The sequence below is a fragment of the Nibrella saemangeumensis genome, assembly GCF_039541915.1.
Classification (GTDB): Bacteria; Bacteroidota; Bacteroidia; order Cytophagales; family Spirosomataceae; genus Nibrella; species Nibrella saemangeumensis.
In genome coordinates this window covers 47235-71842 of sequence record NZ_BAABHD010000014.1, presented here as the reverse complement: position 1 = coordinate 71842, position 24608 = coordinate 47235, and the positions used below count along the sequence as shown (strand labels likewise).

Below are 24608 nucleotides of genomic sequence, written 5' to 3'. Positions count from 1 at the left end.
TCGGAAACGGTTAAAAATTTATTGTTTTTGTCCGGTTCGGGCAGAATCAGCGCCGGGCCGGTGTCCGCGCCCCCCCTGACCGGCGCGTCCGCTAAACCAGCGGGCCGGGAATCGGGCTAGCACCTCCGTCAGCTTTTCGCGTTGGTCAGGTGTACAGAGTTGCCGCACCTCCTGAAAATGCCGGAACGTCATTACGTCGACACGGGCCAGTTTAATTTCCAGTTGCTCGGCCTGTTGCAGCAGTTGGGCATCCGTCAGGGTAGTATCATTTATCTGCTGAAAAAAGGCCTTCCGGCTTTCGTGTATTTCTTCCAGCATGGGCCGGATAGCGTTGAAATGTTCCTCCCGGAGCGTCCGGTACTGTTTCCGCTGCTCTTCGGAGAAGTTAAGCTCCTGCGACAAAAACAGCCTCCGGTCGGTCCGGCGCTTCTGCTGCTGGGGAGCCAGGTACATCCAGGCCAGCAGCGCCAGGTTCAGCAGTGCCAGCCCCACAATAATACCGACCATCAGCCGGTCCCGCTTCGTCTCATTCATCGGCATACAGTCCCTGTCGGTTTAACTGATATTCGGAGGCAAACTCCTCGTAGGTGTACTGGTCTGTTTCCGGCACCCGCTCGGCCGCCCAGTCGCTGGCCACGGCTGCAGCCACGTTGAGGCCTACCAGCAGGCAAAGGGCACCCAGGGCGTAGCCGGGATTGCGGAGCCACCAGGGCAGCACCGCCGAGGGTTCTGTCCGGGCGCTTAGCCGCGCTTGCAGGCGGGTGTAAAAAAATGGGCGTGGCTTTGCTGGTTCGATCTTTTTCAGTTGGTCAAACCAGTTTTCCCAGGATTCATGTTGGTCAGATGGATTGTTTGATGGATTCATGGCTTATTAAACTCCGTATAGTATGTATTCAGTTGTTTACGCAAATTCTGTTTGGCCCGGTGCAGCAGCGACTCTACCGCCGACACGGTGTTCTGCATAATCTCGGCCACCTCCTGGTAACTTGCCTGGTTGAGATAATGCAGCGTAAAGGCCACTTTCTGACTCTCAGGCAGAGCGGCAATGGCCCCAAAAAGCAGTTTCATCTGTTCTTTATTTTCCAGCGCTACGCCCGGATGGTGAAAGTCCGCCGGCTCATGCAATACCTCGTTTTCGCTCCCGAACAGGCTGGTGATAAACGCAAACCGCTTTTTGGCTTTCCGGCGCCGGTGGTGTTCCAGCGCCTTGGAGGTGGTAATCCGGTAGATCCAGGTCGACAGCCGGGACTCTTCCCGAAACCGGTCTATTGTCTGATAAACTTCAATAAATACCTCCTGCGCTACATCTTCGGCTTCTTCTTCCTGCTGTACAATCACCAATGCCATGTTGTACACCCTATTCTGGTAGGATTCGACAAGGGTTCGGAAGGCCGGCTCGCTGCCCGACCGTAATGCAGCTATTAGTTCTGAATCCTGCAACCAGGTTACTTAATTAAGGGTCATGTGGATTGTTTACTTAGGTGCGTAGTTAGCAAAAAACCTGCGGGCTGGCGAAAAAAACTTAATGAGGGACTGATAACCAATGGTAAGCGTAGCCTATATACAGACAGAACAGGCGGGTGAGCAGACTGCCTGCCGGTTGGTAACTGTTTCAGAGAAGTTAACCAATTATATGAACAATTACGATAACGGGTCGTTCTACCTTAAGTTTGTAAACAACGTTATGATGATCAAAATAAGTACGTTACGCTTCATCCTAATCAGTCTATTTGCCATTAGTCTGTTTATGGTCCACCGCCTGCTCTTCCAGGATACCGGGCTTTTCGCCAGTCACTTCAATATTGGGGCTTCCCTGGGCTCAGGCGCAGCCATCAGTTTTTCGGCCGTTGCCGGTGTTAGTCTGGTACTGTTGCTGATCATGACCCCGCCGGAGAGCAAAGAAGAACACAAGCCTTAACCAAAACCCTGAATCCGCTTACAAACGCTTCAGCATTACTGCTGCCGAACCGGAAATCCGTGTATGTTGCGGTACGCCGATGGTGAGGTGTTTTTCTTTGGCTGTACCCAGCTTTTGCGCAAACCGGCATACACGCCAAACTGATCGGTGTAGAGCCTGCCCCGGTCGATGGCGGCCGAAAGGTTGACCTGCCAGCCGGTTCGGGTGACAGGCAACTGAAGCGCCAGCAACGACGAAAACTGCCAGGCCGGCGGGGTAAACGGGATGTCGTAAATCCCCTGGTTTTCGCTGACGGAGCATTTGAGAAACAGGCTGTACCGGGACTGGACCAGCAACTGCAGGGCGGTATGAAACACCATCACCCGGTTGTTGTTGGTAAACCAGTGCGTCGGCAGGTCAGAGCGCGTTGTATACCAGGGCGTAATAAACGGGGTTCCGATGGTTCTTCCCTGATACGACCAGCCGTCGCGGTACTGGCCATGGTTAAAATAGTTGTCGCGCCCCCGGAGCCGGGCCGGCGAGTCGGCAAAGACCGATCCGCCCTGACTGCGGGTATAAAGAAACTCGACCAGAAGCCGCTGGAGTGAAATTACGCTCCGGAGCCGCCTGCGGTTGGTAAACCGGATGCCGTTCAGGCCGTCGGCGATGTTGGTGAGGTAATACAGGGAGCCATCTTCATAAATTGACTGCCGGTACAGCAGCAGCGAATACTCCCGCCCCCGGATTTCCAGCCCCAGATCAACCGTGCCCAGGTGATTACCTAACCGGTTCTCCCGGTCAAACGGACTGTATTTTGACGTATCAACCTCCAAACGGGTCCCCAGGCTCTTTCCCGTAATGACATCGACATAGTCGTTCAGGCCAGACGGGAAACGTCCCCCCCGGACATAACCGGTCGGCAGACTTTCGCGAACCGCTCCCCCCCATTGCACCTGGTGGTTAAGGCCCGCGTACAGTTGTACCGGCCAGTGTGGCTTTCCGAACCGGCCATACAATGCTTTCTGGTGGAGATACGAGTTTTTGACGAAGCCGTTGTCAAACCAGCCGTGCGCAAAAAAGCCCTGCACCGCCAGCAGGCCGCCCGTCATGGGCAGGGGCGTGAAATCGGGCAGCCCAATCTGGATTTTAGGGATAGGCAACGCATTACCGGACCAGGCGTAAGGACCCAGGCCCATGGTTGAATCGGCCAGGCCGATCACCTCGCGCCGGCGACCGCCCCAGACTTCGAACGGCCCCACCTTAGCTTTCAGGTAAGCCTCGGGGATGAGTACCTGCTGGGTTTTCCCCACATTCAGCGCAGCCTCCAGGCCGTAGGCCAGGCAAAAAAAACTGCGTTTCCGGGAGGGTACCCCACTGGTATCCATCACCATACGGTGGTGACGGTCGTCGTGCCGCAACCCCACACGAAACGTGCCAAAGGGCATTAAAGCGGGTATAATACCCGATTGGTTAGCCTGTAGCCAGAAGGGCGTTCGCTGGTTGGGCGCGTAAAAGCCCCCGGCCTCGCCAAATACATGTGTCGGTTTAAGCGACCCGGAAGCAACCTGGCCACATACAACGGCTGGTAGCAGCCAACAGAGTATAAGTATTCGCATAGGCCGACGGAAGCAACAGATAAAATCGTAGCAAATCCAGCGCACTGCTGCCCTGATTTCAGGACAAAAAATGTACCAGATAAGCAACAGGCGCGTATTCTGCCGGACCCGAACTTATAAGCAACAGTAAAACAAGACATTAGCAGGATTGTATTGAAAAAGGCCGGGAAAAGCAGCAACCGCCAACGTATAGACCGTTCCGGTAAATTCGGACCATTCCCTCAAATACTAACCCACCCTTTAACAATCCGGCACAGTTATGGTTAAAGGAACAGGTTGGAACACAACAATCTGCTTTTGTCTTTGATACGAGCAAGCCACATAGGATTCGATGGGGTATAGACGTATCGCTTGAAGCTTTATCAAGCTACGAAGAGCATATTGTCACCAGCCTGGTCTCTTGCCAGGCTTTTTTATTAATTTTTAGCCATATTAATTCACATGAAAATTACAGAAACCTCAACGTCAGAATCTCCCGTCGCAACCGGTATTACCAGTCAGACTACTCCTGCAACGTCCAACCCTTTACTGTCCAGATCTTTTGAAAAAAGTGCCCAGAACCTGTTTTGCTTCTCTCACCTTCGGTGGAATTTTGTGTATCAGCGCCCGCAGCACCTGCTGAGCCGGGCCAGTAAACAATGGCGCATCTGGTTTATTGAAGAGCCTATCTGGGGAAATGAGCTGAAGGTAGAGGTGCGGGCGATCAACGACCATCTTAATGTAGTGGTGCCTCATGTGAAGCATGGCACCCCGGGCCAGGATGTTCTTGCCTACCAGCGCCGGGTAGTCGATCAGTTGCTCGAAAGCGAACGCATCACCGATTTTATGGCCTGGTACTATACACCCATGGCCCTGGAGTTTACCGATCATCTGAAGCCTCAGCTGACCATATACGATTGCATGGACGAACTGTCGGCGTTCCTGGGTGCTCCTCCGCAACTAATCGAGCAGGAGAAGCGGCTCATGCAACAGGCCGATATCGTCTTTACCGGGGGGTACAGCCTGTACGAAGCCAAGCAGACGCGACATCCCAGGGTGTTTGCCTTCCCAAGCAGTATCGACTACAATCATTTCTGCCAGGCCCGGCGCCCACTGCCCGACCCGACCGACCAGCGCAGCCTGCCCAACCCGCGTGTGGGTTTCTGCGGAGTCATCGACGAACGGTTCGACTGTGGTCTGTTCGCCGAACTGGCCCAGCGTCGCTCCGACTGGCAGTTTGTCCTGCTGGGTCCGACGGTAAAAGTAGATCCGGCCTGCCTGCCAAAGGCCAGCAACATTCATTACCTGGGCATGAAAACGTACCAGGAGTTGCCGGCGTACTTCAGCAACTGGGATGTGGCTATGATGCCGTTTGCGCTGAATGAATCGACCCGATTTATCAGTCCGACCAAAACGCCGGAATACCTCTCGGCCGGCTTACCGGTCGTCTCAACACCCATCCGCGATGTGGTGCGCACCTACGGCAGTGCCGGGCATGTGCAGATTGCTGATGACGCCAAAGCGTTTGAGCAGGCGATTGAAGCAGCTCTGCTCGGGCGGCACCCCGCCAACTGGGAAGCCATTGACGGCTTTCTGGCCGAGAACTCATGGGATAAAACCTGGAGCGACATGGCGCGCATTATGCAGGGCCACCTCCAGCTCGTTACCGAACAATAAATGGCGGATGATGGTAGTGCCGTCTACTCGCCCTTCGGCACTACCATCACCACATCTTCCTTATCAATAACCACTTGTCCCTCGGCCAGGCCTTTGGGTTTGCGAACAAACTTTTTCGGTGTCACAATCACCGGGCATAAACTATCCGTCCGGCGTTTGGAGTACCAGGCCGCCAGTTCGGCCGCCCGCTCGATCACCGTCTTCGGAAAAGTCTTGCCCGCCTGGTGTTTGATGACCACGTGCGACCCGGACACATCGCGGGCGTGCAGCCACAGGTCATCTTTGTAGGTGTATCGCTGGGTGAGCAGATCATTGTTTTTGGCATTCCGGCCAATCAGGATTCGGAACCCTTCGTGCTCCACTTCTTTGAATAGCTGAACAGGCCCCTCGGTTATAGCGTCCGACAGCAGGTTGTGCTGTTTGATGTATTTGCGTAGTTCTTTCAGGGTTTCAATCTGATCCAGAGCCAACCGGTACTCTTGCATACGCCTGATTTCTTCCTCACGGGCGGTAAGTTGCCGCTGCCGGTGTTCTTCTTCAATCTTTTCGTTCTTGGCTTTCCGGTAATACCCTTCGGCGTTTTTCTGAGGAGTCAGGTCGGGCTTTAACTTAACGGTGATAGGCCGGTCGTGGTAAAAGTCGTGCAGTGTCACCGACTCCGGCGAACGTGCGCCGGGCGGCTCTGGTATCTGGTGCAGGTTGGCCATCAGAATGTTTGCGATCTGTTCATTCCGGCTGTTTTCGTCGCGCTCAATGATCCGTTCCAGGTTAGTGTCGATATACGCCTGCGCCCGCTTCAGCCGTTTGTCAAACAGCCGCAACACCTCCCCCTTTTCCCGTTCAAAGGTGTTCTGGCCGTTGTAGGCAATATAAAACCGGTTTGACGCGTCGAGCGGCTCGTCAAACTCCCGCCGAATCTCCCCTACCGGCAGCAGCGACAGGGCCGGCCGGTGCTCAATACGCGTCAGGTAATACCGCGGCCGCTCCAACTGCGCCAGTACCTCCTGCACAATCGCCCACTTCTCCGCCCCGTCTGGCTCCTCTCCCCGTCCAAACCGCTCCGCCAGGTACCCATTCACTACCTTCCCGAATGTCGGAAACAGCTTGCGATGATCATAACCGGCCCGCACGAAAGCCTCCCACGACTGGTCGATGGGCCGGTCGAGCGCATCCAGCACAAGGTGGCTGTCCGCCACCAGTTTCTGGTTGAACAAGTCCATGACGGTGTTGCCTTCAAAGGTCAGCAGATTGGGACGGTTGCCGAAAAACTTGAACAGCAGGGCGTAGTTGTCTTCCAGCAGAATAGCCAGGCAGCGTTCGTTCAGGAATGAGCGTACACCCAGCACCGCCCGGTCGTACAGCGACTCAAAGAGATCGGCACTGTTGGTACGTGCCCGTTGCACCACCTCTGGAAACAGCAGCCCGGAGAAATCCGGCCGCAGGGTAGCCTTGATGTAAAACGGTCGGTAGTAGTTTATTTTTCCCCGTGCCTGCGCAAATACCAGCACCAGTTCATCGCGGTCCTGACTGAAACACTCCATCAGTTTCAGGCCAGCCAATTGCGACTCCAGGGCCGGCCCCAGTTGACGAAGAAAGTAATAGTTGGTGTGCATGGCACAAAACTAAGCGGAAAAGACTCGGTGTCCGGTAAAGAAGCCTTATTTGTTAAACAATCCACTCAACCGGTAGGTTAAACCAGCATAACTAAAATTGCTTAACGTCATGGGAAATAATAAAACAACGCATCAGCCGGGGGCCAACGACAGACAGCCGCACTCGGAGCGTAGTCAGCAGCACGAAGCCTACGATACCAGCCAGCAGAAGCCCCATATGGAGCAGATACGCTCCGATCAGGATAAAAGCAAGCAGGGCGAAGAAGAAAACCACGACCCGAACGCCAAGACCAAATCTGAACTGCAGTTCGAGCGCGGAGGCCACGGCCGCTCCGGCCACGCCAGCACCCGCAACGGCAGCGAATCGGGCAGTTAAGCGTGAGAAGTTAAGGCGTAAGTATCAGCCGCGACTCTGTCGCGGCTTTTATTTTTTGGGTGGAAAAGTAGACCGGGAAATACTCATTGCGGGACCAGAGGGGAAACAGATCGCGGTAGTGCGGACTGGCCGGGTCGCCCGACTGGCCGGGGCTGTTGATGCCCAGAGTTTTATCCCAGTCCTGGGTATCGACCAGGATGCGGAAAGAAGCGCCATGCTCCTGGTTCAGGCTGCTGCCGGTGTTGTTGACCGTTTCGCCGTAGCCTCCGCGGGGTGCCGGCCCCACGTTGATGCGGGCCTGCTCGCTCTCCTCCAGCCAGTCGCTCAGCGGGTGTTCCAGATAGATATGCTTATTGTCGGATTGCCCGTATTGCCAGCGGCTCCGGTCGGGTCCCAGGCGCTGAGCCAGGTCCCGCATGGCGTAGTCGAGGCAGGTCAGCAGCAGGCTGTCGCGGTCAGCCGTTGTGGCGCTGGCGATGGTTGGCAGTTTAGCCAGCGTAGCCTCAGGTTCGGTCAGCCAGTCGACCATACGTTTAGTGGGAATATTTTTCAGGTACCGGCGGGCCTTATCGGGCAGGGCCGCCTGGTACAGCACACCCCGAAGGTAGCCCTCCCACAGCACATACACCGATGCCGGAACGGAGCCGGGGTCCAGCCGGCAATCCCACGCCAGTAACTGCTGCCGCGCCCACGCTACCGATTCACTGCCGCCTTTCAGCGACTTCAGCAAGGGTACCAGCCGGCGGGCGGCCATCGACAGGTAGTCGGCCTGAATAGCTTTGAAATCGGTAAGCGTTTGTTTGGGTTTACTGGTCAGCAGCTCTTTGATCCGGTCGGACCGCACCGGATTGGACCACACCCAGCCAACGGCGTTGCGGTGCGGAAAGTCGGCCGGTGTCTGGTTATCGTTGGCGGTTACGATGTAGCCTTCCGTTGGGTTTAGTTTATGCGGTAGCTGCTGAATGGGCAGGTAGCCATCCCACTCAAAGCGCCCGTCGCCCGGTACGGGCACCAGCCCGGTCCAGTTCCGGCGGATGGGCGAAATGCCCACCGCCTGCCAGCCAATTTCTCCTTGCTGACCCGCGGATGGCCGCCCCACGGATGGCCGTCCCGCCCAGATCATGTTTTCGCCGGGGATGCGGCTGTAGGTGCAGGCCTGCCGGAACTCCGCCCAGTTTTTCGCCTGGTTCATTCGCAGGCTGGCCAGGTAAGGCGCACAGCCGGCTTCGCGCCAGCCGGCCCGTACGGCATAAATCTTCCGGTTTTTGGCATCCTCAAATACCACCGGACCGTGTCGTGTATACTTCAGCGTAACTGTCTCTGGCTGGCGGTCTTTAACGGGTATGGATTCTGTCAGGGTGGTCAGCAACTCCCATTGACCCTTATAACGGTACTGATTGGGGTCGGCCGGATTGGCTTCGTAGACGTACAAATCTTCGTTGTCGGTTTCAAAAATGGTCAGCCCCCACGCTCCATCGTCGTTGTGCCCGATAGACACCCCCGGCAGCGCCGGCTCCCCGGCACCGATCACGTTCCAGCCGGGCGCGTTCAGGTGGACCCAGTACCGCAGCGATGGCACCTGCTGCGCCCGGTGCGGATCATTGGCCAGCATCGGAAAACCACTGGCCGACCGTGCTCCGCTGATTACCCAGTTATTCGACCCTACGTACTGCTTTTCGGCCTCAAACCAATTCATCACTTCCTCATCACTCCACTGCTGCCCTACTTTCTGCCCCGGTGCCGGAAACGCTACCGGTAATTTGAAGGCTTCGTATAGGTCCAGAATGGGCTGAAACAGTTCTTCTCCGGAAACGTGCAGCGTCAGATCCGGCTCGGCGGGCGTACGGGCGGGATGGAACCACTGCACCTGGCGCACGTGGTCGGCCCCCAGCAGATGCACCAGCCGGCCGTTGTTCAGTTCGTCGCGGACGTTGCTGAGCAGCCCTTGGTGACGGCTGATGACTACCTCCGGGGTCCAGTAGCCGGGCTGGGCTTTCAGCAGGGTAAATTCAAACGGTAATTTGTCTGGTGTCTGCCGGATTTCGCGGATATAGGCATTAATGCCATCGACAAACGCCTGAATGATCTGCGGACCGCGGGGGTGGTAATGTTTCAGTTCCTCATCCAGCTTACCCCGGAAGCGGAACAGCCGCGAGCCGATGTCGCGCTTGAGTTCCTGCGGTCCCAGCAGTTCAGCCACGGTGCCGGTGGCCTGCCGTCGCCAGATTTCGAGTTGAAACAAGCGGTCGGAAGCGGCCGAATAGCCCTGGGCAAAAAACAGATCGTGTTCGTTTTGGGCGTAAATATGCGCGATACCCCAGCGGTCACGCAGGATCTCGACCGGCTGCCGTAACCCTTTGGTTTGTAATAGCTTACTACGTTTCGTACAGGAAATCTGGTTCGTCAATAAAAAAAGCAGGATTATCAGCCGGAACGGATTAAAACACATAGAGAAGGTTGGAAAGTAGGGTAATAAATGTAGAAATTTACTTCTTTCTGGCAAAGCGCCCTGCTTACAAACCGTTGTAACCAACCTATGCGAAAACTGATACTCTTTATTGCAACCAGCCTGGATGGCTACATTGCCCGGACAAACGGCGAGGTAGACTGGCTGCTGGCCGACGAGGATTTTGGGTATGAGGAGTTTTACCAGTCCGTTGATACGGTGCTGCTGGGCAACCGGACGTACGAACAGGTGCTGACCTTCGGAGAGTACCCATACCAGGACAAAACCAGTTACGTTTTTACCCGGAATACCAGCCGCGCCCAGCAGGAGTGGGTAGCCTTTGTGTCGGAAGACATAATTGACTTTACCCGTATGCTGAAAGAACAACCCGGCGGCAACATCTGGCTGGTAGGTGGGGCCAATGTCATTCACCCCCTTCAGAAAGCCGGCCTGATCGACGAATACATCCTGTTTATCCACCCCACCATTCTGGGCTGTGGCATTCCCCTGTTTAAACCTCACACGCGCCAGACAGAATTAAAACTGACTAGTACAAAGATTTACCCTCCTGGGTTGGTAGAGGCCCGGTACGAGCGCGTGTAGCATGGTTCGTTAGCCGGCAACTTAGAGTCCTTCTACGGCAAAGACATCAATGGTTGTCGTCCGGAAATTACGGGTGCGGGTAAATACGGCCGTGCCGTTGCTTGACCCTTTGCTATCGGTATTGCCCTCGATCGTCTCAAAACAGTCGCCAACCACGCGGGTAATAACACCGGTATGATACCAATCGTTGAGGTTGGCATATTTCAGCAGGAATACGTCGCCGGGCCGAACCTGAGCCGGATTGTTCCGAATGGCCTTACTGGCAATCAGACGCCCATTCTGCCGGCCCGCCATGGCCACTACGTCGCAGCTTAACGAAGCGGGCATGATTCGGGTGTAGTCGCGTCCCATACCGGCAGCAGCCTGGTCCAGCACCGATTGCACAAATCCCATACACCATTTAAAGGGCGAACCCTCGTAGCCGTCGCAGTAGCTGCGTACCCACGGGCCAAGATTCTGGTCCTGGGCGGTCTGCAGTTCAGTGGCCCGCTGCCGCAGGTGCGTCCGGGCGTAGTGGAGAACGACCTGGTGAATGGATTCCGGATTGGAAACCGGGGGTGTTTGAAAGGCCGTGCTTAGCGGTTCGGCCAGTCGCTCAAACAATGCCGGGGTTACCACACCGGTAGGCTGTTCGCCAATCGCTTCCTGAAAATTACGAACAGCCCGCTCGGTAGCACTGCCAAACTTACCATCGACGGTTGTGGCCGTCACGGCTTCCGGAAATCGCAGCGGACTCAGGCATAACCACTCCTGAATCCGCTTTACATCTGCCCCTTTGTCTCCTTTGCGGCAGCTTTCGGACAGGGTCAGTTCTTTTTTAAAATGTGTCTTTTTCATAAGCGTGGCTAGTCGGGTTTACCGCTACAAGGTACACGCTTTATGAACCGGCCCTGACAGGTATTTAGCGAAAGGTCAGCCTTTTAGTCATCGTCATCATCCGCTTTGGCAATGCGCACAAACGCTCCCCGGCGGGGGGCCGGCATCACGGAATGTTCGCCTTTGACGGCTTTCCAGATCACCTCGCTGAACTCATAGTCGTCGAGCGTATCCGCATGGCGCAGGTCAAACTTTTGCGAGCGCCGGGCGGGTTCGTTCCAGGCGGTATTTTTGGCTTCGAGGTCTACCTGCGCCGGGCGGTGGGTGTAGGTCGTCAGATCAGGGGTGTTGGTAAAACAGGCAAACATAGGTGTAGCGGCCGCGTCGTACTGGCTCATGGGCGGCAGGCCCAGGATCAGTTCCATGGTCCGCAGCATACCGGAGGTTGAGTACATGCTATGCTCGACGTGCCGTCGTTTGGTGTAGGGACTGATGACCAGGGCCGGCGACCGGTGCGCATCGACATGGTCGGGGCCGTTCTGGGCGTCGTCTTCCAGCACAAACACAGCTGACTCTTTCCAGATTGGGCTCTTGGACAGGTATTCGACAAACAGCCCCAGCGCCAGATCATTGTCGGCTACGTGAGCAAACGGTGTTGGTGCGCCAATGCGGGCTCCGCTGGTATGGTCGTTGCTGAAGCGCAGGGAGTTGAACCGCGGAACAGCATTCAGGGCCAGCAGGCTGTCGAAGTCGTTTTTCCAGGCTTCAAAGCGGGTAATGTCTTTAACGCTGAGGTCATATACCGGAAACTTGTTTGCCATGTGTCCCGCCAGCGCCGAGCCTTTCTGTTTGGAGTAGGCCATAAACTCACCATAGCTCCGGTACGGAATCCCCGCCCGCTGGCAGTAGTCCCAGATGAAGCCTTTCTTGGGGAAAGCGGTCCGGCGGCTGCCTTCAAAATCGTAGGTACCGCCCCGGCCGCCGTAACTCATGGGCCAAATCTTTTCCACGTAATCCGTTGCGTAGGCAGCCGTCGACCAGTTATGTCCATCAGCACTCACTTCGGCATCGACGTAGAAGTTATCGAGCAGCACAAACTCTCTGGCCAGCGCGTGGTGGTTCGGCGTTACCTTTTCCGGAAAGAGACATAGGTTCGGATCACCGTTGCCTTCGGGCATATCGCCAAAAATCTGGTCGTAGGTGCGGTTCTCCTTGACGATGTAGAACACGTATTTGATGGGTGATGCGGGGCCACCCACCTGACGGGGAATAGGATTGTTAACCTCCCCGGCGGCCATTTTTTCTTTGTCTTTGTTGTACGGTGTATTCCGATAAACGATCTGCGAGGTGGCCGACAGCGTAGCCTGATCCGGCATCTCGAACACCGAAAGTGTTCCGGTAAATAGCCCGCCGATATGCTGCGTGTCGGGTTCTCTCCGCTTCGCCGGATTCGGGCCGTTGGGGTTCGGCTTGGAGGTGCAGCCCTTGCCGTTGGCGACAAGCACCTTTTTACCAACCACCTTTACCGCTGTCGGATACCAGCCGGTCGGAATAAAACCAACGGAGCGGCTGCGACCGATTCGGCTTATATCAAACACAACCAGGCAATTGTTATCGGCATTGGCGACTAACAAGGTATTTTCCGGTCCGCCGTTGCGGTCGGCGCTGAGCGCCAACGCATTGGGCGTACTGCCGGCCGGCGCATCCGGATAGAGGGACGTCACCATGGTTTCGACAACCCGCCGGGTTTTCAGATCAATAACGGAGACGCTATTGTCGTTGGCATTAGCCGTAAACAGGTACTGCCCGTTGCGGGTAATCAGCATATCGTTCGGGTGGCTCCCGACCGGAATTTCGCCCGTTATGCGCTGCTGCGCCGGGTTATAGACCAGCACCTTTTCGCCACCCCACAGCGAAATATACAGTTCTTCCGATACCGGCGACCGCAGGCAGGTATACCCCTCGGCGGGTAGTTTGATACGGGTACGCACCTTTTTGGTGGCGACATCACAGACGTACAGTGAACTGTCATCTTTAGTGGTTACGTATACCGTTGTGCCTTTGGCATCCAGTTCCAGTCCCGTTGGCCAGATGCGGTTGGGCCACGGCCGGCCCAAGGCAATAGAGTCGGCTTTGTTGAGCTTATTACCGGCCACATTAAAGATAATCACCTGATTGTCGTTACCGCCCGACGCGTAGAGTTTTCTGCCATCCGGGCTAAACCGCAGCCCCAGCCAGGCTTTCTGGATTTCGGCTTCATCGAGTACTTTTTCGGTAGCAATATCGATGAGTTGAATGGAATGTTTCGAGTAGCCGTTGTTGGTCACGGCCATGAGCTTCTTCGACGGCGAGACTGCCATATTGAGCGGTAAATCCCCCAGCGGCAGCGACCGGCCGTAGGGTGTCAGGCTCCAGCCGTTGGGCAGGGTAAGCCGTTTGGCCTCCAGCGCCTGTAGCACGTTTCGTTCACGGGTAACGGTCTTTTGGGCCAGCACCGAAAAGGGAAGCAGACATAGAAGCAGAAAACAACGTATCATGATGTGAAGGGTAGGTATCGGTGTTAAATGTACAGGTTTAGTCCCAAAACAGACTATTATGAAATCGTAAACCTTACACCGAGTGCCTTGAATACCTTATTCCTGCTCCCTCTCGGTCAGCCAAAGACCTTCAGGAGCGCATCCTTGCGGCTGCGCGATACGTTGACAGACGACGTATCACTCAGTATCACGTAGCCACCCTCACCCCGGACGTAGCGCTGCACCTCGTTCAGGTTAATAATGTGCGAGTGATGGACCCGCAGGAACGAATGGCCTTCCAGCAGTTCTTCAACCTCCTTCAGTGTACGCGACACGGTTATTTTCCGACCACCTTTCACGAAAAAGTAGGTGTAGCTACCGTCCGACTCGCACCGGATAATGGTATCCAGCGGGACCAGTTCAAAGCCTTCCAGCGTCGGTAAGGCTATCTTCTGCAAGCCGGTCAGCCGGCCTTCCAGCTTTTGCATCAGGATATCTAACTGCTGGTTCGTGGCAGGAGCCGGCCGGGCCTGTACTTTGGCCACGGCGTTAATCAGGTCGTTCCGGTCGATGGGCTTGAGCAGGTAGTCCAGCGCACTGAAGCGAATGGCGTTGATGGCGTAGGTATCGTAGCCGGTCGTAAAAATCAGGGCAAACGGTATAGCCGGCAGGCACTTCAGCATGTCAAAACCATTCATCCCCGGCATCTCCACATCCAGAAAAACCACATCCGGATTATACTGATTGATAGCCTGAAGTCCTTCTGCGGCCGAACTACATTCGGTCAGCAGGGTAACGTCGGGGCAGTAGCGCTCCAGTTGCATAGACAGCGTTTCCCGACAGTGCTTTTCGTCATCAACTAATATTGCCTTTATCATCGTATGAAGAAGTACGAATCCTTATTTATACCGGTATTTTCAGTTGTACCCGCGTGCCGCAGGGCTCCCCCAGTGAATCTACTAAATCGACTACCTCCACGGCAGTCTGACGCTCTGCTCCCTGGTTGAGCAATGCCAGCCGGTGGGCCGTAATGGTCATGCCCAGCGACTTGTTGCGGGTGACCGATTGGCTTTTCAGCTCGGCTGCCCGCTGCCGGCCAATGCCGTCATCCTGCACTGTACACAGCAGCCAATCCCTTTCACACGCGACGCTGATGTCGATATGGCCGCTACCTTGTTTATGCATCAGACCGTGCCAGATGGCATTCTCCACATACGGCTGGATCAACAACGGCGGAATCTCCAGATACGCCAGTTCTACGCCAGACGCGCAGTGAATCTGAAAGCTGAACTTCTTCTCAAAGCGCAGCGACTCCAGCTCCAGGTATAGCTGTAAGGCGTTTAATTCATTTTCCAGGGTTACCCCCGGAGCATTGGAGTTTTGCAGAATGAGCCGGATCAGTTTCGAGAACTTGGAGAGATAGTCAGAGGCTGCTTCGGCTTCATTTTTCATGATGAAGCGGTTGATGGAATTGAGACTGTTGAAGATAAAGTGGGGATTCATCTGCGCCCTGAGCGCCTGCATCTCCATCTCCGACAGTTTTTTGCTGAACTGGGCTTTCTGTTCTACGTCTTTGGTTTTGCGAACTTCCTCCCGGCGAATCTGCTCGACGCGGTAGTGAAAACCCGTAGCAATCAGGCTCACGACAAGTGCAACAATCAGCGCCGTAAACCACCAGGTGCGCCACCAGGGCGGATGAATAATGAGCGTTACCGATGTTCCTTTTTCACTCCAGACGCCATCGCTATTGGAGCCTTTGACCCGGAAGGTGTAGGTGCCAGGCGCAATATCGGTGTAGGAGGCACTGCGTCGGGTACCGGAGTATACCCACTGGGGGTCAACTCCCTCCAATTGGTAAGCATATTGGTTCTTTTGTACGCTTCGGTAGCTCAGGGCCGCAAACTCAAACGAAAAGAAGTTCTCCTGGTAGCCTAGTTCAATGGGTCTGGTATCAACGGGATGAGGCTTATCAAACACGCTAAAACCGGTGATGTAAACAGGGGGAGCCGGAATGTTATCCCGAAGGCTGTCCGGGTAAAATACACTAAAGCCATTGTGGCCATGTAGTATAAGTTTCCCGTGTCTGTACTGCACACTACCGAAATGAAAATCATCCTCCCGTAAGCCGTCGCTTTCATCGAAATTACGGCAAACCTTAGTTGTTGTGTTGAACCGGCATAGCCCTCTATCGGTAGTGAGCCAGAGGTGACCGGCGGAGTCACCTGTCATTCCCCTGATTTGATTACTAGGCAGGCCATCGTGGGTAGTAAAGGCGGTAAAAAGTTGAGTTTTAGGATCAAAGCGATTGAGCCCGCCATGCTGCGTACCAATCCAGATGATACCGTGAGAATCCTCGTAAAAAGCCGAAATCAAGAGGTCGTTGAGGTGGCCGGCCGGGTGGGTCAGATTTGGGAGGTAACGGGTAAACTTGCCGGTAACCTGATTCAGCCGGCTGATCCCCATCCCCCCCACCCAAATATCACCCGTCCGGCTGGTCAGTAAGGCCCCGACCCCATTGTCTCCCAGGCTGGTACTATCTTTAGGATTATGACGATAGTGCGTAAATTTTCCCGTCTTTCGATCCAATGACGAAATGCCATTCCCGTCAATCCAGATCTTTCCGAAGATATCTTCCCGGATCAGCCAGAAAAAAGTACCAACCGGATAGCGGGTAAACCGCCCCGTCTGCCGGTCCAGGGCGTGCAGCGTTTCGCCGGCACCTACCCAAAGGATTCCGGTATGATCTTCGAGAATTGCATCACCAGTGATAAAATTATGGATCAGGCCGTGTGGGTCAGTTGGTCTGGCTTCATAGCGCGTTAGTTTATCCTGAACAGCATCGAACCGGTATAAACCGCCGGGACCGGGTGAATTGCTCAGCCAGATTACGCCCGACCGGTCTATATAAGCGGGTTCAATGTTATTTTCGGGTAACCGGGAATTGGTAGCATCCGGCATAAACTGGTAGGTACGGAATTGCAGGCCATGCTGCTCTACTTTAGTAATTCCTTTATTAGTGCCTACCCACAGGATGCCCGACCTATCTTTATATAAAGCATACACTTCATTGCCGCCAGGGCGGTTCGGTCCGGAAAAACGCTGAGGTGAGGTAAAAACCTCACCAGTTTGGGTATTAATGCACTGTAAACCAGCATCGGTACCCAGCCAGAGCATATTCCCTTCCTCCAACATAGCATTCTGATAGAAATGCCCTCCAGCCAGAGACTTGGTTTTAAAGGGGTAAAAAGCGATGATCTGTTGAGTAATCGGATTAAGTCGATACAAACCAATTTGGAAAACGCCAACCCACAATGTGCCGGCAGCATCTTTATAGACTGACTCGATAAGATGCGGGATAGAGGAATGTACGCTGGGCTGGGGTGGCTTCAGCCGGAAAAGAGTGAATTGCCCGGAACGCTCATCGAACCGATATAATCCATGTCTCGTGCCCAGCCACAACTGGCCGGAATTGTCTTTGCAAACCGACGATACCCACTCAAAATTGCCCCGAAACGGGTAAAATGTTACGTCACCCGTCTGCGGGTTAAATCGGTTCAGGCCATTTAACGCAGGAATCCAGAATACATCCTCCTGGTCTGCGAAAATTCCAAAATCTGTCTGAATGGGTTTATTGCCGGTAGCACGATTATGATAGTCGATGGTCCTGGCAGTCTGCGGGTCAAACCGTCTCAACCCTTTGTTGAGGGTGCTGACCCAAAACAGGCCATTACGGTCTTTATGAATATTCGTTATATGCGTGTAACCAGGTTTATTGTCCGGTTCTGGAGAACCGGGTTGACTCACGGTGAAGGTATAACCGTCAAATTTATTCAGACCATCCCGGGTTCCTACCCATAGAAAACCCTGAGCGTCCTGGTGAATCGCAGTAACAAAGTTATTGGAAAGGCCATCTCGTACCGACAGGCATTCAAAACGGGCTTCATCAGTTACATACAATCGGGCTTCAGTGTTCTGCCCCCATAGTACAGCCGGACAGCTTAGCAAGACCAGCAGGAGAACAGTCCTTAAAAGGTTCGTCCTCCGCTTAACCCGGTTTATATGCTTCAGACCGAACATCTTTTATACTGATAGTCAATACAATATAATGAAATCGAAACAGATTCTGGCAAAGAGCAGCTATAATCAGGATCTATACGCCGTTGTAGGTAAAAAGGAGTTGTACAGTTTTAACCTTCGCTGTATCTACCTCTTTGAAGTAGGCTAAGCCAGCCAGGCCCGCTGCGGCAACGCCATGCTCCGCAGCGGTGGGTGCCGCTTTCTCCGGGTTCACCGCTACTTCTGGCGTTCTTCCACTAAATTCATAATCCGATAGGCTAAGGCTCAAAAACTCCATCGTAAAAAAAGGCTCATTGGTTAACTCCAGAGCCGTATCGTTCTGCTTCAGGGTGTAATTGCCGGACGGACCGCTGGACGAGTATCGGCCATCTGCCCGGAAGGTAATATTATCGAGAAGAATCCCCACCGCCTGCCATTGCGTCCTGGTGAGGCTATACGTACTACCATTATCAACCCGAATAGTTACCGTGTTGAGGGTCCACTTACGAGCAATCAGTTTCTCCTGGGCGGTACGTTTAACCGGCATGGTATCATCCTCTTTGCTACAGCCCACCAACAGAGGTAATGCTGTCACGACCGCGAAAAACAGGAAACGTTTTATGTACGTAAAGAGCAGCGTGCCTGTTGCCGGAAACAGAGCAGAAGGGTTGGATGACGTTTTCATGGCGTTTGACCATTTGGTGATTTAGTCAAAGCTATCATCTCTTCCCACCTCAACCTATCGCCAATCTATAACTGGCGGGAACCAGTTTATAACTGCCTTATTTGAGTCCATACTTAACGAAGCGCCCATTACATCCTGCCCAGGGCCACCCGTCAAACCTTTAGGCCCCCCACCAGTTTCTTTACTATCACCAAAGACCAACGGCTATGAAAACAGAACGCAAAACCCCGCAGACCGAGGTAGATCCGCAACAGGGCATCGCCGGTGCCAGGGCGCAGTTTGGCCTCGGTAAAGACAATACCGAACTGGTGGGCTCACGGGTAGGACGCATCAATCCGGATAACTTTAGCAATGAAGGCCCAACGGCTGAGGACGATATGAATTCAGACGAACGCCTTGACGAAGAAGCCATCAACGATGATTTTAACGACAGCTACCGCGTAGGGGGCGACACCAGCCACGACCGGGATGATAATTATCAGCTAGGCAGTTCAACGGCGCGGACGAGTGGAGAATAGACCGCGTTCGACCAAACAAAATCAACTATGGAATCAAGAGACGAACGGTACGAACCGGGTGAAGACGAAAATCAGGGCCCACTCTCGGCCCTGGCCCGCACCGAACAGGTAGATCCCGAAATTGGCGAAGCCCAGGTGCCCCGCATGAGCCCCAACGAAATGCTGCGGCCAACCGCCCAGGATTTAGAAGTTGACAAACAGGAAACCAGCGCCGACGGCACCAACACTACTTTACAAAATGCCAAAACGGTAGCCAGCGGTGATGCCGACAATGCGGCTGGTAACCCAAATTATGAGGATGTGACGGGAGCTGCTAGTTGAATGTCAACTTCTCTATTTTTGCTTCAAACGCCCGGTGGATTAAACCCCGGGCGTTTGTTGTTCTGCCTTACAGGTAAACAGGGGTTTTTACGCTAAAATAATCCCTTATAAATCAATAGGTTCGTAAGACACTAACCCTGTTACTGCCATGGAAAAAGAGTTGGAATTTATGCGCCAGAACCATCCGGAGATTCTGGAAAAAGAACCGCCTTATATCATGATCCGGTTTAGTCCTGAGTTGAAGCTTGACTACAACGAAAAAGCTGCGCAGCAACTGGAAGCCCGGCAGTTCAGGCCCTGGGTTGACCTGCAAAGAGAGTTTCCCGGTATTAAGCTATCACCGCTGTATGCGGCTTTACCCCAGGACCAGTTGAATGCACTCATCAGAAAAGCCAGAGCGACAGACCCCACCTACAAACCCGGTCCTTTTTCTTCGTACTTCAAAGTTGACTACGACGATGCCCAACGGCTGACCGACATTGTAAAACGATTGAAGCGCTGGCGGGAAGCCGAAGATGTAACCATGTATGTGCCCGCTCCTGATCCGTTTGTTGATGCCACGAATGATCCCAGGGCCGTTGACCAAGTTTATCTGGATACGGCTCCCAACGGCATTGATGCCCGCTATGCCTGGGGATTTGTGGGGGGCGACGGACAGGGGCAGCGGGTCATCGATCTTGAGCGAGGCTGGACATTCGGTCATGAGGACCTGACAGCCCATGGCATTACACTCCTGCACGGCACGCTGCTGGATTCGAGCCGGAGCCATGGTACAGCTGTTTTTGGGGAGATTTGTGCGTCTGACAATACCTTAGGTTGCGTGGGAATCACCCCCAATGTAGCCAGTGTACGGGCCGTATCATTTCACGGCAGCACCCAGCAGGATGCCATCCTGGCCGCCATAGCCACTATGAATTTCGGTGATGTCTTGCTGCTGGAAGCTCAGAACTGGGTTCCCGGATTACCCAGTATGCTGGGGCCTATAGAAGTAACAGATGCCGTTTATGAAGTGCTCCGCTTGGCTACGGCTTTAGGAATAATCGTGGTAGAGGCCGGGGGAAACGGTACCAATAACGGCTCTACACCCCCGTTTGCTATGGATACGTATGTTGCGCCCGGCGGTAACGCGATCCTGAATCCTGGCGGGGTGGGATTTCGGGACTCGGGAGCCATCATTGTCTCAGCCTCTACGTCTGCCGCTCCGCATACCCGGATGCCCTGGGCTCCCCATGGGCAGCGCATAGACTGCTATGCCTGGGGAGAAAACATTAACACCTGTAGTTCCAACAGTAGCGGAGCTACCAATCTGTACCAAACAAGCTTTGGCGGTACCTCAGGAGCCTCACCCATCATTACGGGAGCCGCTTTGGCCGTTCAGGGGATCATAGAAGCGAGTTTCGGTTTCCGGTATAGTCCCAGACAGATGCGGGCGGTTTTGCGCAACCCCGCAACCGGTACGCCACCGGCCACTACCGAAACAACACAGATAAATGTAATGCCGAATCTGCGGCTTATCATTGACAATCAACTTAATATCACCCCTGACATTTATCTGCGTGACTTCGTTGGCGATACCGGCAATCCCCATACGGGCGCTATTTCGGCAAGCCCTGACATCATCGTTCGGTTAGCCGCAGAAGCCAATCCTCAGGCTGCGTTCGGTGAAGGCAGTGGTACCGAAAACACTAGTACGCTCGGTAGCACGGTAGAAGCCGGTCAGAACAATTTCATCTATGTACGCATGCGTAACCGGGGCGGCTCAAACGCCAACAATGTTCAGGCTACGGTATTCTGGTCAGAGGTAGCCTCACTGGTTACCCCGGACTTGTGGAACCTGGTTGGCACTACGACGCTGGCTTCGGTACCCAACGGCAACCAGCTGACGGTTTCAGACGCCATTACGTGGTCGGCAGCCGCCATACCGGCCACAGGTCACTACTGCTTCGTTGGGCTCGTCGGGAACGCACAGGATCCGGCGCCCGGTCCAGCAGACTTCATTGACTGGAACAACTTCAACAACTTCATTCGTAACAATAACAATGTTACCTGGCGAAACTTCAACGTTGTCGACGCAGAGCCTGCACCAGCGGCCGATCCGGCGGGATTCGTACCATTACCCTTCCTGCTGGTCGGTGCACCGGATAAAAATCGGGTGTTTGCGATTGAAATTGAAGGACGGTTGCCGGAAGGAGCCCGCTTGCTTTGGGAAATGCCTCTGGCATTATACCGGAAGGTCAAGCGATACCTGCCCAAAGCAGACCTGATTCAACGGGAGAAGGTAGTCCGTGCTTACCTGCACCCATACCAGGTAACCCGGCTCACCTCGATTGAGCTTCCGGCCAAATACCGGGCGAAGTGCCGTTTGTTGCTGCAAATTCCCAGGGAGCTTCGGCGTAAGACTTACCAGATAACCCTTCGACAGTTTTACCGTCAGCTACAGGTGGGGGGTATAACGTGGCAAACAGGTCGCAGACGCCTGGTCTAAACCGCATCGCACCCAGCCGGTCTCCCGGCTGGGTGCGATGCCTGGTTGAGCGTGATGAGACGGAATTTAACAATCAACTCATCACGTTTAGCCGCCGGGCAGCCCCGCCATCATTCTTCACCGCTATTTTCTCCAGCGTTTTCCAGCACTGATACAGGGCCCGCGGAACGTGGTAGCAGCCTTTCCATTTGCCTCCTTTCAGGGGTAATAATACTTCGCCCCGGCGATTGAGGTAGCCGTACCATTCACCGTACTCAGCGTCTTTAAAGTGCTGCCAGGTATAGTCATGTACTTTTTCGAACCAGCGCAGACAGGCTTCGTCGTTGGTCAGGCGGTAGCCTTTCAGGAGAGCAATCAGGGTTTCGACATGCACCCACCAGAGTTTCTGATCCCACTCCAGATGCTGCGACGGACGACCTTTAATGTCCATGAAGTAAAAGATGCCGCCGTAGGTGCTGTCCCAGCCATACTCCAGGTGTTTTAAGGTAAGATCCTTGGCGCGTTCGATCAGGGTTTGGTCGCCCAGCCGCTCGCCCAGATCCATAATAAACCACATGGCTTCGATCACGTGACCGGGATTGAGGTGCCGCCCTTCAAAGCTGTCGACAAACGAGCCGTCCGGGGCTACGTTCTCCAGAATCAAACCTGATTTTTCGTCGTAGAAAACATCCATCACCTCATGGATGCAGTCCTTGATAAGGGCATCCACCATTGCCGCGTCCAGCAGGTGTTCAATCTCCAGCGACAGGTTGCACAGGATCATGGGCAGGGCAAAGTTCTTCAGCGGCCGCGTGCCGGCCACGGCTTTGCTCCACTGACGCTTGGGGTTGGTCTGCCGATCCAGAATACTATTGAACGTGTTGTAGGCAATATCGGCGTGGCGCGGTTCGCTGGTGGCTTTGTAAAGCTGCCCGAATGCCATGGTGGCGAAGCAGTCGGAGAAGATGTTGTACGGGTGCACCAGCGGCCGGCCGTCGCGGGTCAGCGAGAAGTACCAGCTACCATCCTCAGCACGCCCGTGTTTCTCCATGAAGCTGGCACCGTGCAAGGCGAAGTCCAGCCATTCGGTATTTTGCTCCACCTGGTTGTACAGCATCGAGAATAGCCATACCTGCCGGCCCTGCAGCCACATGAACTTGTCAGTATCGAACACCGAGCCGTCGCGGTTGAGGCAGGTTAGGTAGCCGCCGTATTCGGCATCTTTGGAATGAGTCAGCCAGAAAGGAAGAACGTTGTTGAGCAACTCTTTTTTATATAGATCCAAATACTGATCAGCCGAATTCATAAGCAAGATGCGTTTTCTTTCCTAAGTTAGTAGGTAATCCGAACAACTTTACAAAAATATGTAAAATACTTTACTAAAAATTTTATTTAAGTTTGTTCAATCAAAAAAGTTGGCGTTTCTTGTACTGTTTCTAGTAGCCTGCTATATGCCTCGCAAACTATTGATTATTGCTCTGCTCATCCACGCACTGACACTTCAGGCACAGGTGAATTACACCTCCCGCGTGTTGCTGATCCCGCTGGACGACCGGCCGCCCTGCCTGCAGTTTCCGGTCCGGATGGGCCTGATCGGCGATGTAGACGTGGTGACGCCACCCCGTGAGATGCTGGGGCGGTTTACGCAGTATGGTCAATCCGACGAGATCATTCAGTGGCTCCGTGGGCAAAACCTCAGCCGGTTCGATGCGGCCATTCTGTCGCTGGATATGCTGGCGTACGGCGGACTGGTCGCTTCACGGGTACACGCCACCCCGGAAGCCGAAGCGTTACAGCGGGTGCAGATTGCGCGCGAACTACGCCGGAAAGCGCCCAACCTAAAAATGTACGGCTCCAGCGTGATTATGCGTCTGGCACCCACCTCCGACGGTAAAAATGAAGCCTATCGGGAGAAACTGGCGAAGTGGGCCGAGGTGTCACCGGATGCCGGTGAAGCCGCGTTAACGCAGAAACTGGAGAGCGATATTCCGGCAGCAGCGCTGGCAGACTACAAACAGGCCAGGGAGCGTAATCTCCGGATCAACCGGTACGCCGTTGACCTGGTGCGGGACAAGGTGTTCGACTACCTCATCGTATCGCAGGACGACGCCAAACCCAGAGGGGTACACGTCAAAGACCGCGAAACGCTTATTGATCTGGTAAAGACAAACAAGCTGACCGAGCAGGTGGCCGTGCAGCCCGGTGCCGACGAAGTATCTATGCTGCTGCTGGCCCGTGCTATGGCTGACAAATACAACTACCGGCCTAAAATCAAAGCCGTATATTCGTCGGAGGCAATGGCCAATAAAATCATGCCTTATGAAGACCGGCCGCTGCGCCAGACGGTCAGCTTCCACATCAGAGCCGTGGGTGCAACAGAAGTGACCAGCGAGCAGCAGGCCGATCTGCTGTACTACGTCTATGCCTCCCGGTTTGAGCCCGGCCGTGCCCAAAGCTTTGCCGAAGAAATTGCGAAAGTACCCGCGTCGAAAGGGCTGATTATCGCGGATATCGACCCTAAAGGCGATGTGCAGGGGGGTGATATACTCTTTACGGAAGCGCTGAAACAGCAATCCGTTTTTGCCCGGACCTACGGCTATGCCTGCTGGAACACCGCCGGTAACACCATCGGCACAGCGCTCCCGCACGGCATCATAGCCGGTATTTCCAAAACTGTTTTAAAAGCCAAACCGCCGGTCGTTGACCGCATGAACCGGGCCCAGACCTGGTTTATGCTGAACCGCCTACTGGACGATTATAGCTACCACTCCATCGTCCGCCCGAAAGCCCAACAACTGTGCCGGGAAAGGCAATGGAACAACTACCGGCTCACCGACGAGCAGAACCAGGCCATCGAAGCCTTTTGCCTGAAGGAACTCCAGCCCATTGCGCAGCAAACAGCTGCCGGTTTCTTCCCGAAAAGCAGCAAACAACGAGCCGAACTCACCAGCCTCACCTTCGACCTGCCCTGGAACCGTACCTTTGAAGCAGAGATTGATTTTGAGGTAAAACCTTAATCTTTTTC

20 protein-coding genes are annotated in these 24608 nt (G+C 54.4%); 8 read left to right on the top strand and 12 right to left on the bottom strand.

Going from position 1 to position 24608, the window contains the following annotated elements:
* Nucleotides 1-18: 18 nt before the first annotated feature.
* The 3 genes from ABD949_RS06500 to ABD949_RS06490 are packed head-to-tail and all read right to left on the bottom strand — an operon-like array spanning nt 19 to nt 1440.
* Nucleotides 19-540 (bottom strand): Spy/CpxP family protein refolding chaperone, encoded by a 522-nt coding sequence (locus ABD949_RS06500; protein ID WP_345241769.1) that lies wholly within the window; start codon nt 538-540, stop codon nt 19-21.
* Nucleotides 527-865: a hypothetical protein gene (locus ABD949_RS06495; RefSeq protein WP_345241767.1), complete on the bottom strand. Its 339-nt coding sequence runs from the start codon at nt 863-865 to the stop codon at nt 527-529. Before ABD949_RS06495 ends, ABD949_RS06500 begins: the two co-directional genes overlap by 14 nt.
* Nucleotides 862-1440 (bottom strand): RNA polymerase sigma factor, encoded by a 579-nt coding sequence (locus ABD949_RS06490; protein WP_345241765.1) that lies wholly within the window; start codon nt 1438-1440, stop codon nt 862-864. Before ABD949_RS06490 ends, ABD949_RS06495 begins: the two co-directional genes overlap by 4 nt.
* 193 nt (nt 1441-1633) lie before the next feature.
* On the opposite strand from ABD949_RS06490, the gene ABD949_RS06485 reads away from it, so the two are divergent.
* Nucleotides 1634-1918, top strand: a complete 285-nt coding sequence (locus tag ABD949_RS06485; RefSeq protein ID WP_345241763.1) for a hypothetical protein — start codon at nt 1634-1636, stop codon at nt 1916-1918.
* A gap of 35 nt (nt 1919-1953) precedes the next feature.
* On the opposite strand, the gene ABD949_RS06480 is transcribed toward ABD949_RS06485, so the two are convergent.
* The gene (locus ABD949_RS06480) at nt 1954-3513 is read right to left on the bottom strand and encodes a capsule assembly Wzi family protein (protein WP_345241761.1); all 1560 of its coding nucleotides are present in this window, start codon (nt 3511-3513) and stop codon (nt 1954-1956) included.
* A gap of 441 nt (nt 3514-3954) precedes the next feature.
* On the opposite strand from ABD949_RS06480, the gene ABD949_RS06475 reads away from it, so the two are divergent.
* Nucleotides 3955-5169, top strand: coding sequence for a glycosyltransferase family 1 protein (locus ABD949_RS06475; protein ID WP_345241758.1), 1215 nt, complete (start codon nt 3955-3957; stop codon nt 5167-5169).
* A 23-nt stretch (nt 5170-5192) separates the two neighbouring features.
* Here the strand turns inward: ABD949_RS06475 and ABD949_RS06470 are convergent, their stop codons facing one another.
* Entirely contained in the window at nt 5193-6782 is a 1590-nt protein-coding gene (locus tag ABD949_RS06470; protein WP_345241757.1) for an NFACT RNA binding domain-containing protein, read from the bottom strand.
* 109 nt (nt 6783-6891) lie between these two features.
* Here ABD949_RS06470 and ABD949_RS06465 point away from each other — a divergent pair, with 109 nt between their 5' ends.
* Complete coding sequence (locus ABD949_RS06465) at nt 6892-7158, top strand: hypothetical protein (RefSeq protein ID WP_345241756.1); 267 nt, start codon at nt 6892-6894, stop codon at nt 7156-7158.
* A 10-nt stretch (nt 7159-7168) separates the two neighbouring features.
* Here ABD949_RS06465 and ABD949_RS06460 read toward each other — a convergent pair whose 3' ends face one another.
* Complete coding sequence (locus tag ABD949_RS06460; RefSeq protein ID WP_345241754.1) at nt 7169-9607, bottom strand: penicillin acylase family protein; 2439 nt, start codon at nt 9605-9607, stop codon at nt 7169-7171.
* A gap of 87 nt (nt 9608-9694) precedes the next feature.
* Between ABD949_RS06460 and ABD949_RS06455 the strand changes: the two genes are divergently transcribed.
* Complete coding sequence (locus ABD949_RS06455; RefSeq protein WP_345241752.1) at nt 9695-10207, top strand: dihydrofolate reductase family protein; 513 nt, start codon at nt 9695-9697, stop codon at nt 10205-10207.
* 21 nt (nt 10208-10228) lie between these two features.
* Here ABD949_RS06455 and ABD949_RS06450 read toward each other — a convergent pair whose 3' ends face one another.
* From ABD949_RS06450 to ABD949_RS06430, 5 genes are all read right to left on the bottom strand, one after another.
* Complete coding sequence (locus ABD949_RS06450) at nt 10229-11044, bottom strand: peptidoglycan-binding protein (protein WP_345241750.1); 816 nt, start codon at nt 11042-11044, stop codon at nt 10229-10231.
* A gap of 83 nt (nt 11045-11127) precedes the next feature.
* Nucleotides 11128-13560, bottom strand: a complete 2433-nt coding sequence (locus tag ABD949_RS06445) for a YVTN family beta-propeller repeat protein (protein ID WP_345241748.1) — start codon at nt 13558-13560, stop codon at nt 11128-11130.
* 116 nt (nt 13561-13676) lie between these two features.
* Entirely contained in the window at nt 13677-14417 is a 741-nt protein-coding gene (locus ABD949_RS06440) for a LytR/AlgR family response regulator transcription factor (RefSeq protein ID WP_345241746.1), read from the bottom strand.
* Between the two features lie 25 nt (nt 14418-14442).
* Nucleotides 14443-17496, bottom strand: coding sequence for a two-component regulator propeller domain-containing protein (locus ABD949_RS06435; protein WP_345241744.1), 3054 nt, complete (start codon nt 17494-17496; stop codon nt 14443-14445).
* A 193-nt stretch (nt 17497-17689) separates the two neighbouring features.
* Nucleotides 17690-18280, bottom strand: a complete 591-nt coding sequence (locus tag ABD949_RS06430; RefSeq protein ID WP_345241742.1) for a hypothetical protein — start codon at nt 18278-18280, stop codon at nt 17690-17692.
* Between the two features lie 206 nt (nt 18281-18486).
* On the opposite strand from ABD949_RS06430, the gene ABD949_RS06425 reads away from it, so the two are divergent.
* The 3 genes from ABD949_RS06425 (at nt 18487) to ABD949_RS06415 (ending at nt 21604) form a co-directional block, all read left to right on the top strand.
* Nucleotides 18487-18798, top strand: a complete 312-nt coding sequence (locus tag ABD949_RS06425; RefSeq protein ID WP_345241740.1) for a hypothetical protein — start codon at nt 18487-18489, stop codon at nt 18796-18798.
* 27 nt (nt 18799-18825) lie between these two features.
* The gene (locus tag ABD949_RS06420; RefSeq protein ID WP_345241738.1) at nt 18826-19119 is read left to right on the top strand and encodes a hypothetical protein; all 294 of its coding nucleotides are present in this window, start codon (nt 18826-18828) and stop codon (nt 19117-19119) included.
* A gap of 148 nt (nt 19120-19267) precedes the next feature.
* On the top strand, nt 19268-21604 hold the full coding sequence (locus ABD949_RS06415; RefSeq protein ID WP_345241736.1) for a S8 family peptidase: 2337 nt from the start codon (nt 19268-19270) through the stop codon (nt 21602-21604).
* A gap of 73 nt (nt 21605-21677) precedes the next feature.
* On the opposite strand, the gene ABD949_RS06410 is transcribed toward ABD949_RS06415, so the two are convergent.
* A complete protein-coding gene (locus ABD949_RS06410) occupies nt 21678-22889 on the bottom strand; it encodes a n-acyl-d-glucosamine 2-epimerase (RefSeq protein WP_345241734.1) in 1212 nt (403 codons plus the stop codon).
* Between the two features lie 145 nt (nt 22890-23034).
* Between ABD949_RS06410 and ABD949_RS06405 the strand changes: the two genes are divergently transcribed.
* Nucleotides 23035-24600, top strand: coding sequence for a DUF4127 family protein (locus tag ABD949_RS06405; RefSeq protein ID WP_345241732.1), 1566 nt, complete (start codon nt 23035-23037; stop codon nt 24598-24600).
* The last annotated feature ends 8 nt before the right edge of the window (nt 24601-24608 follow it).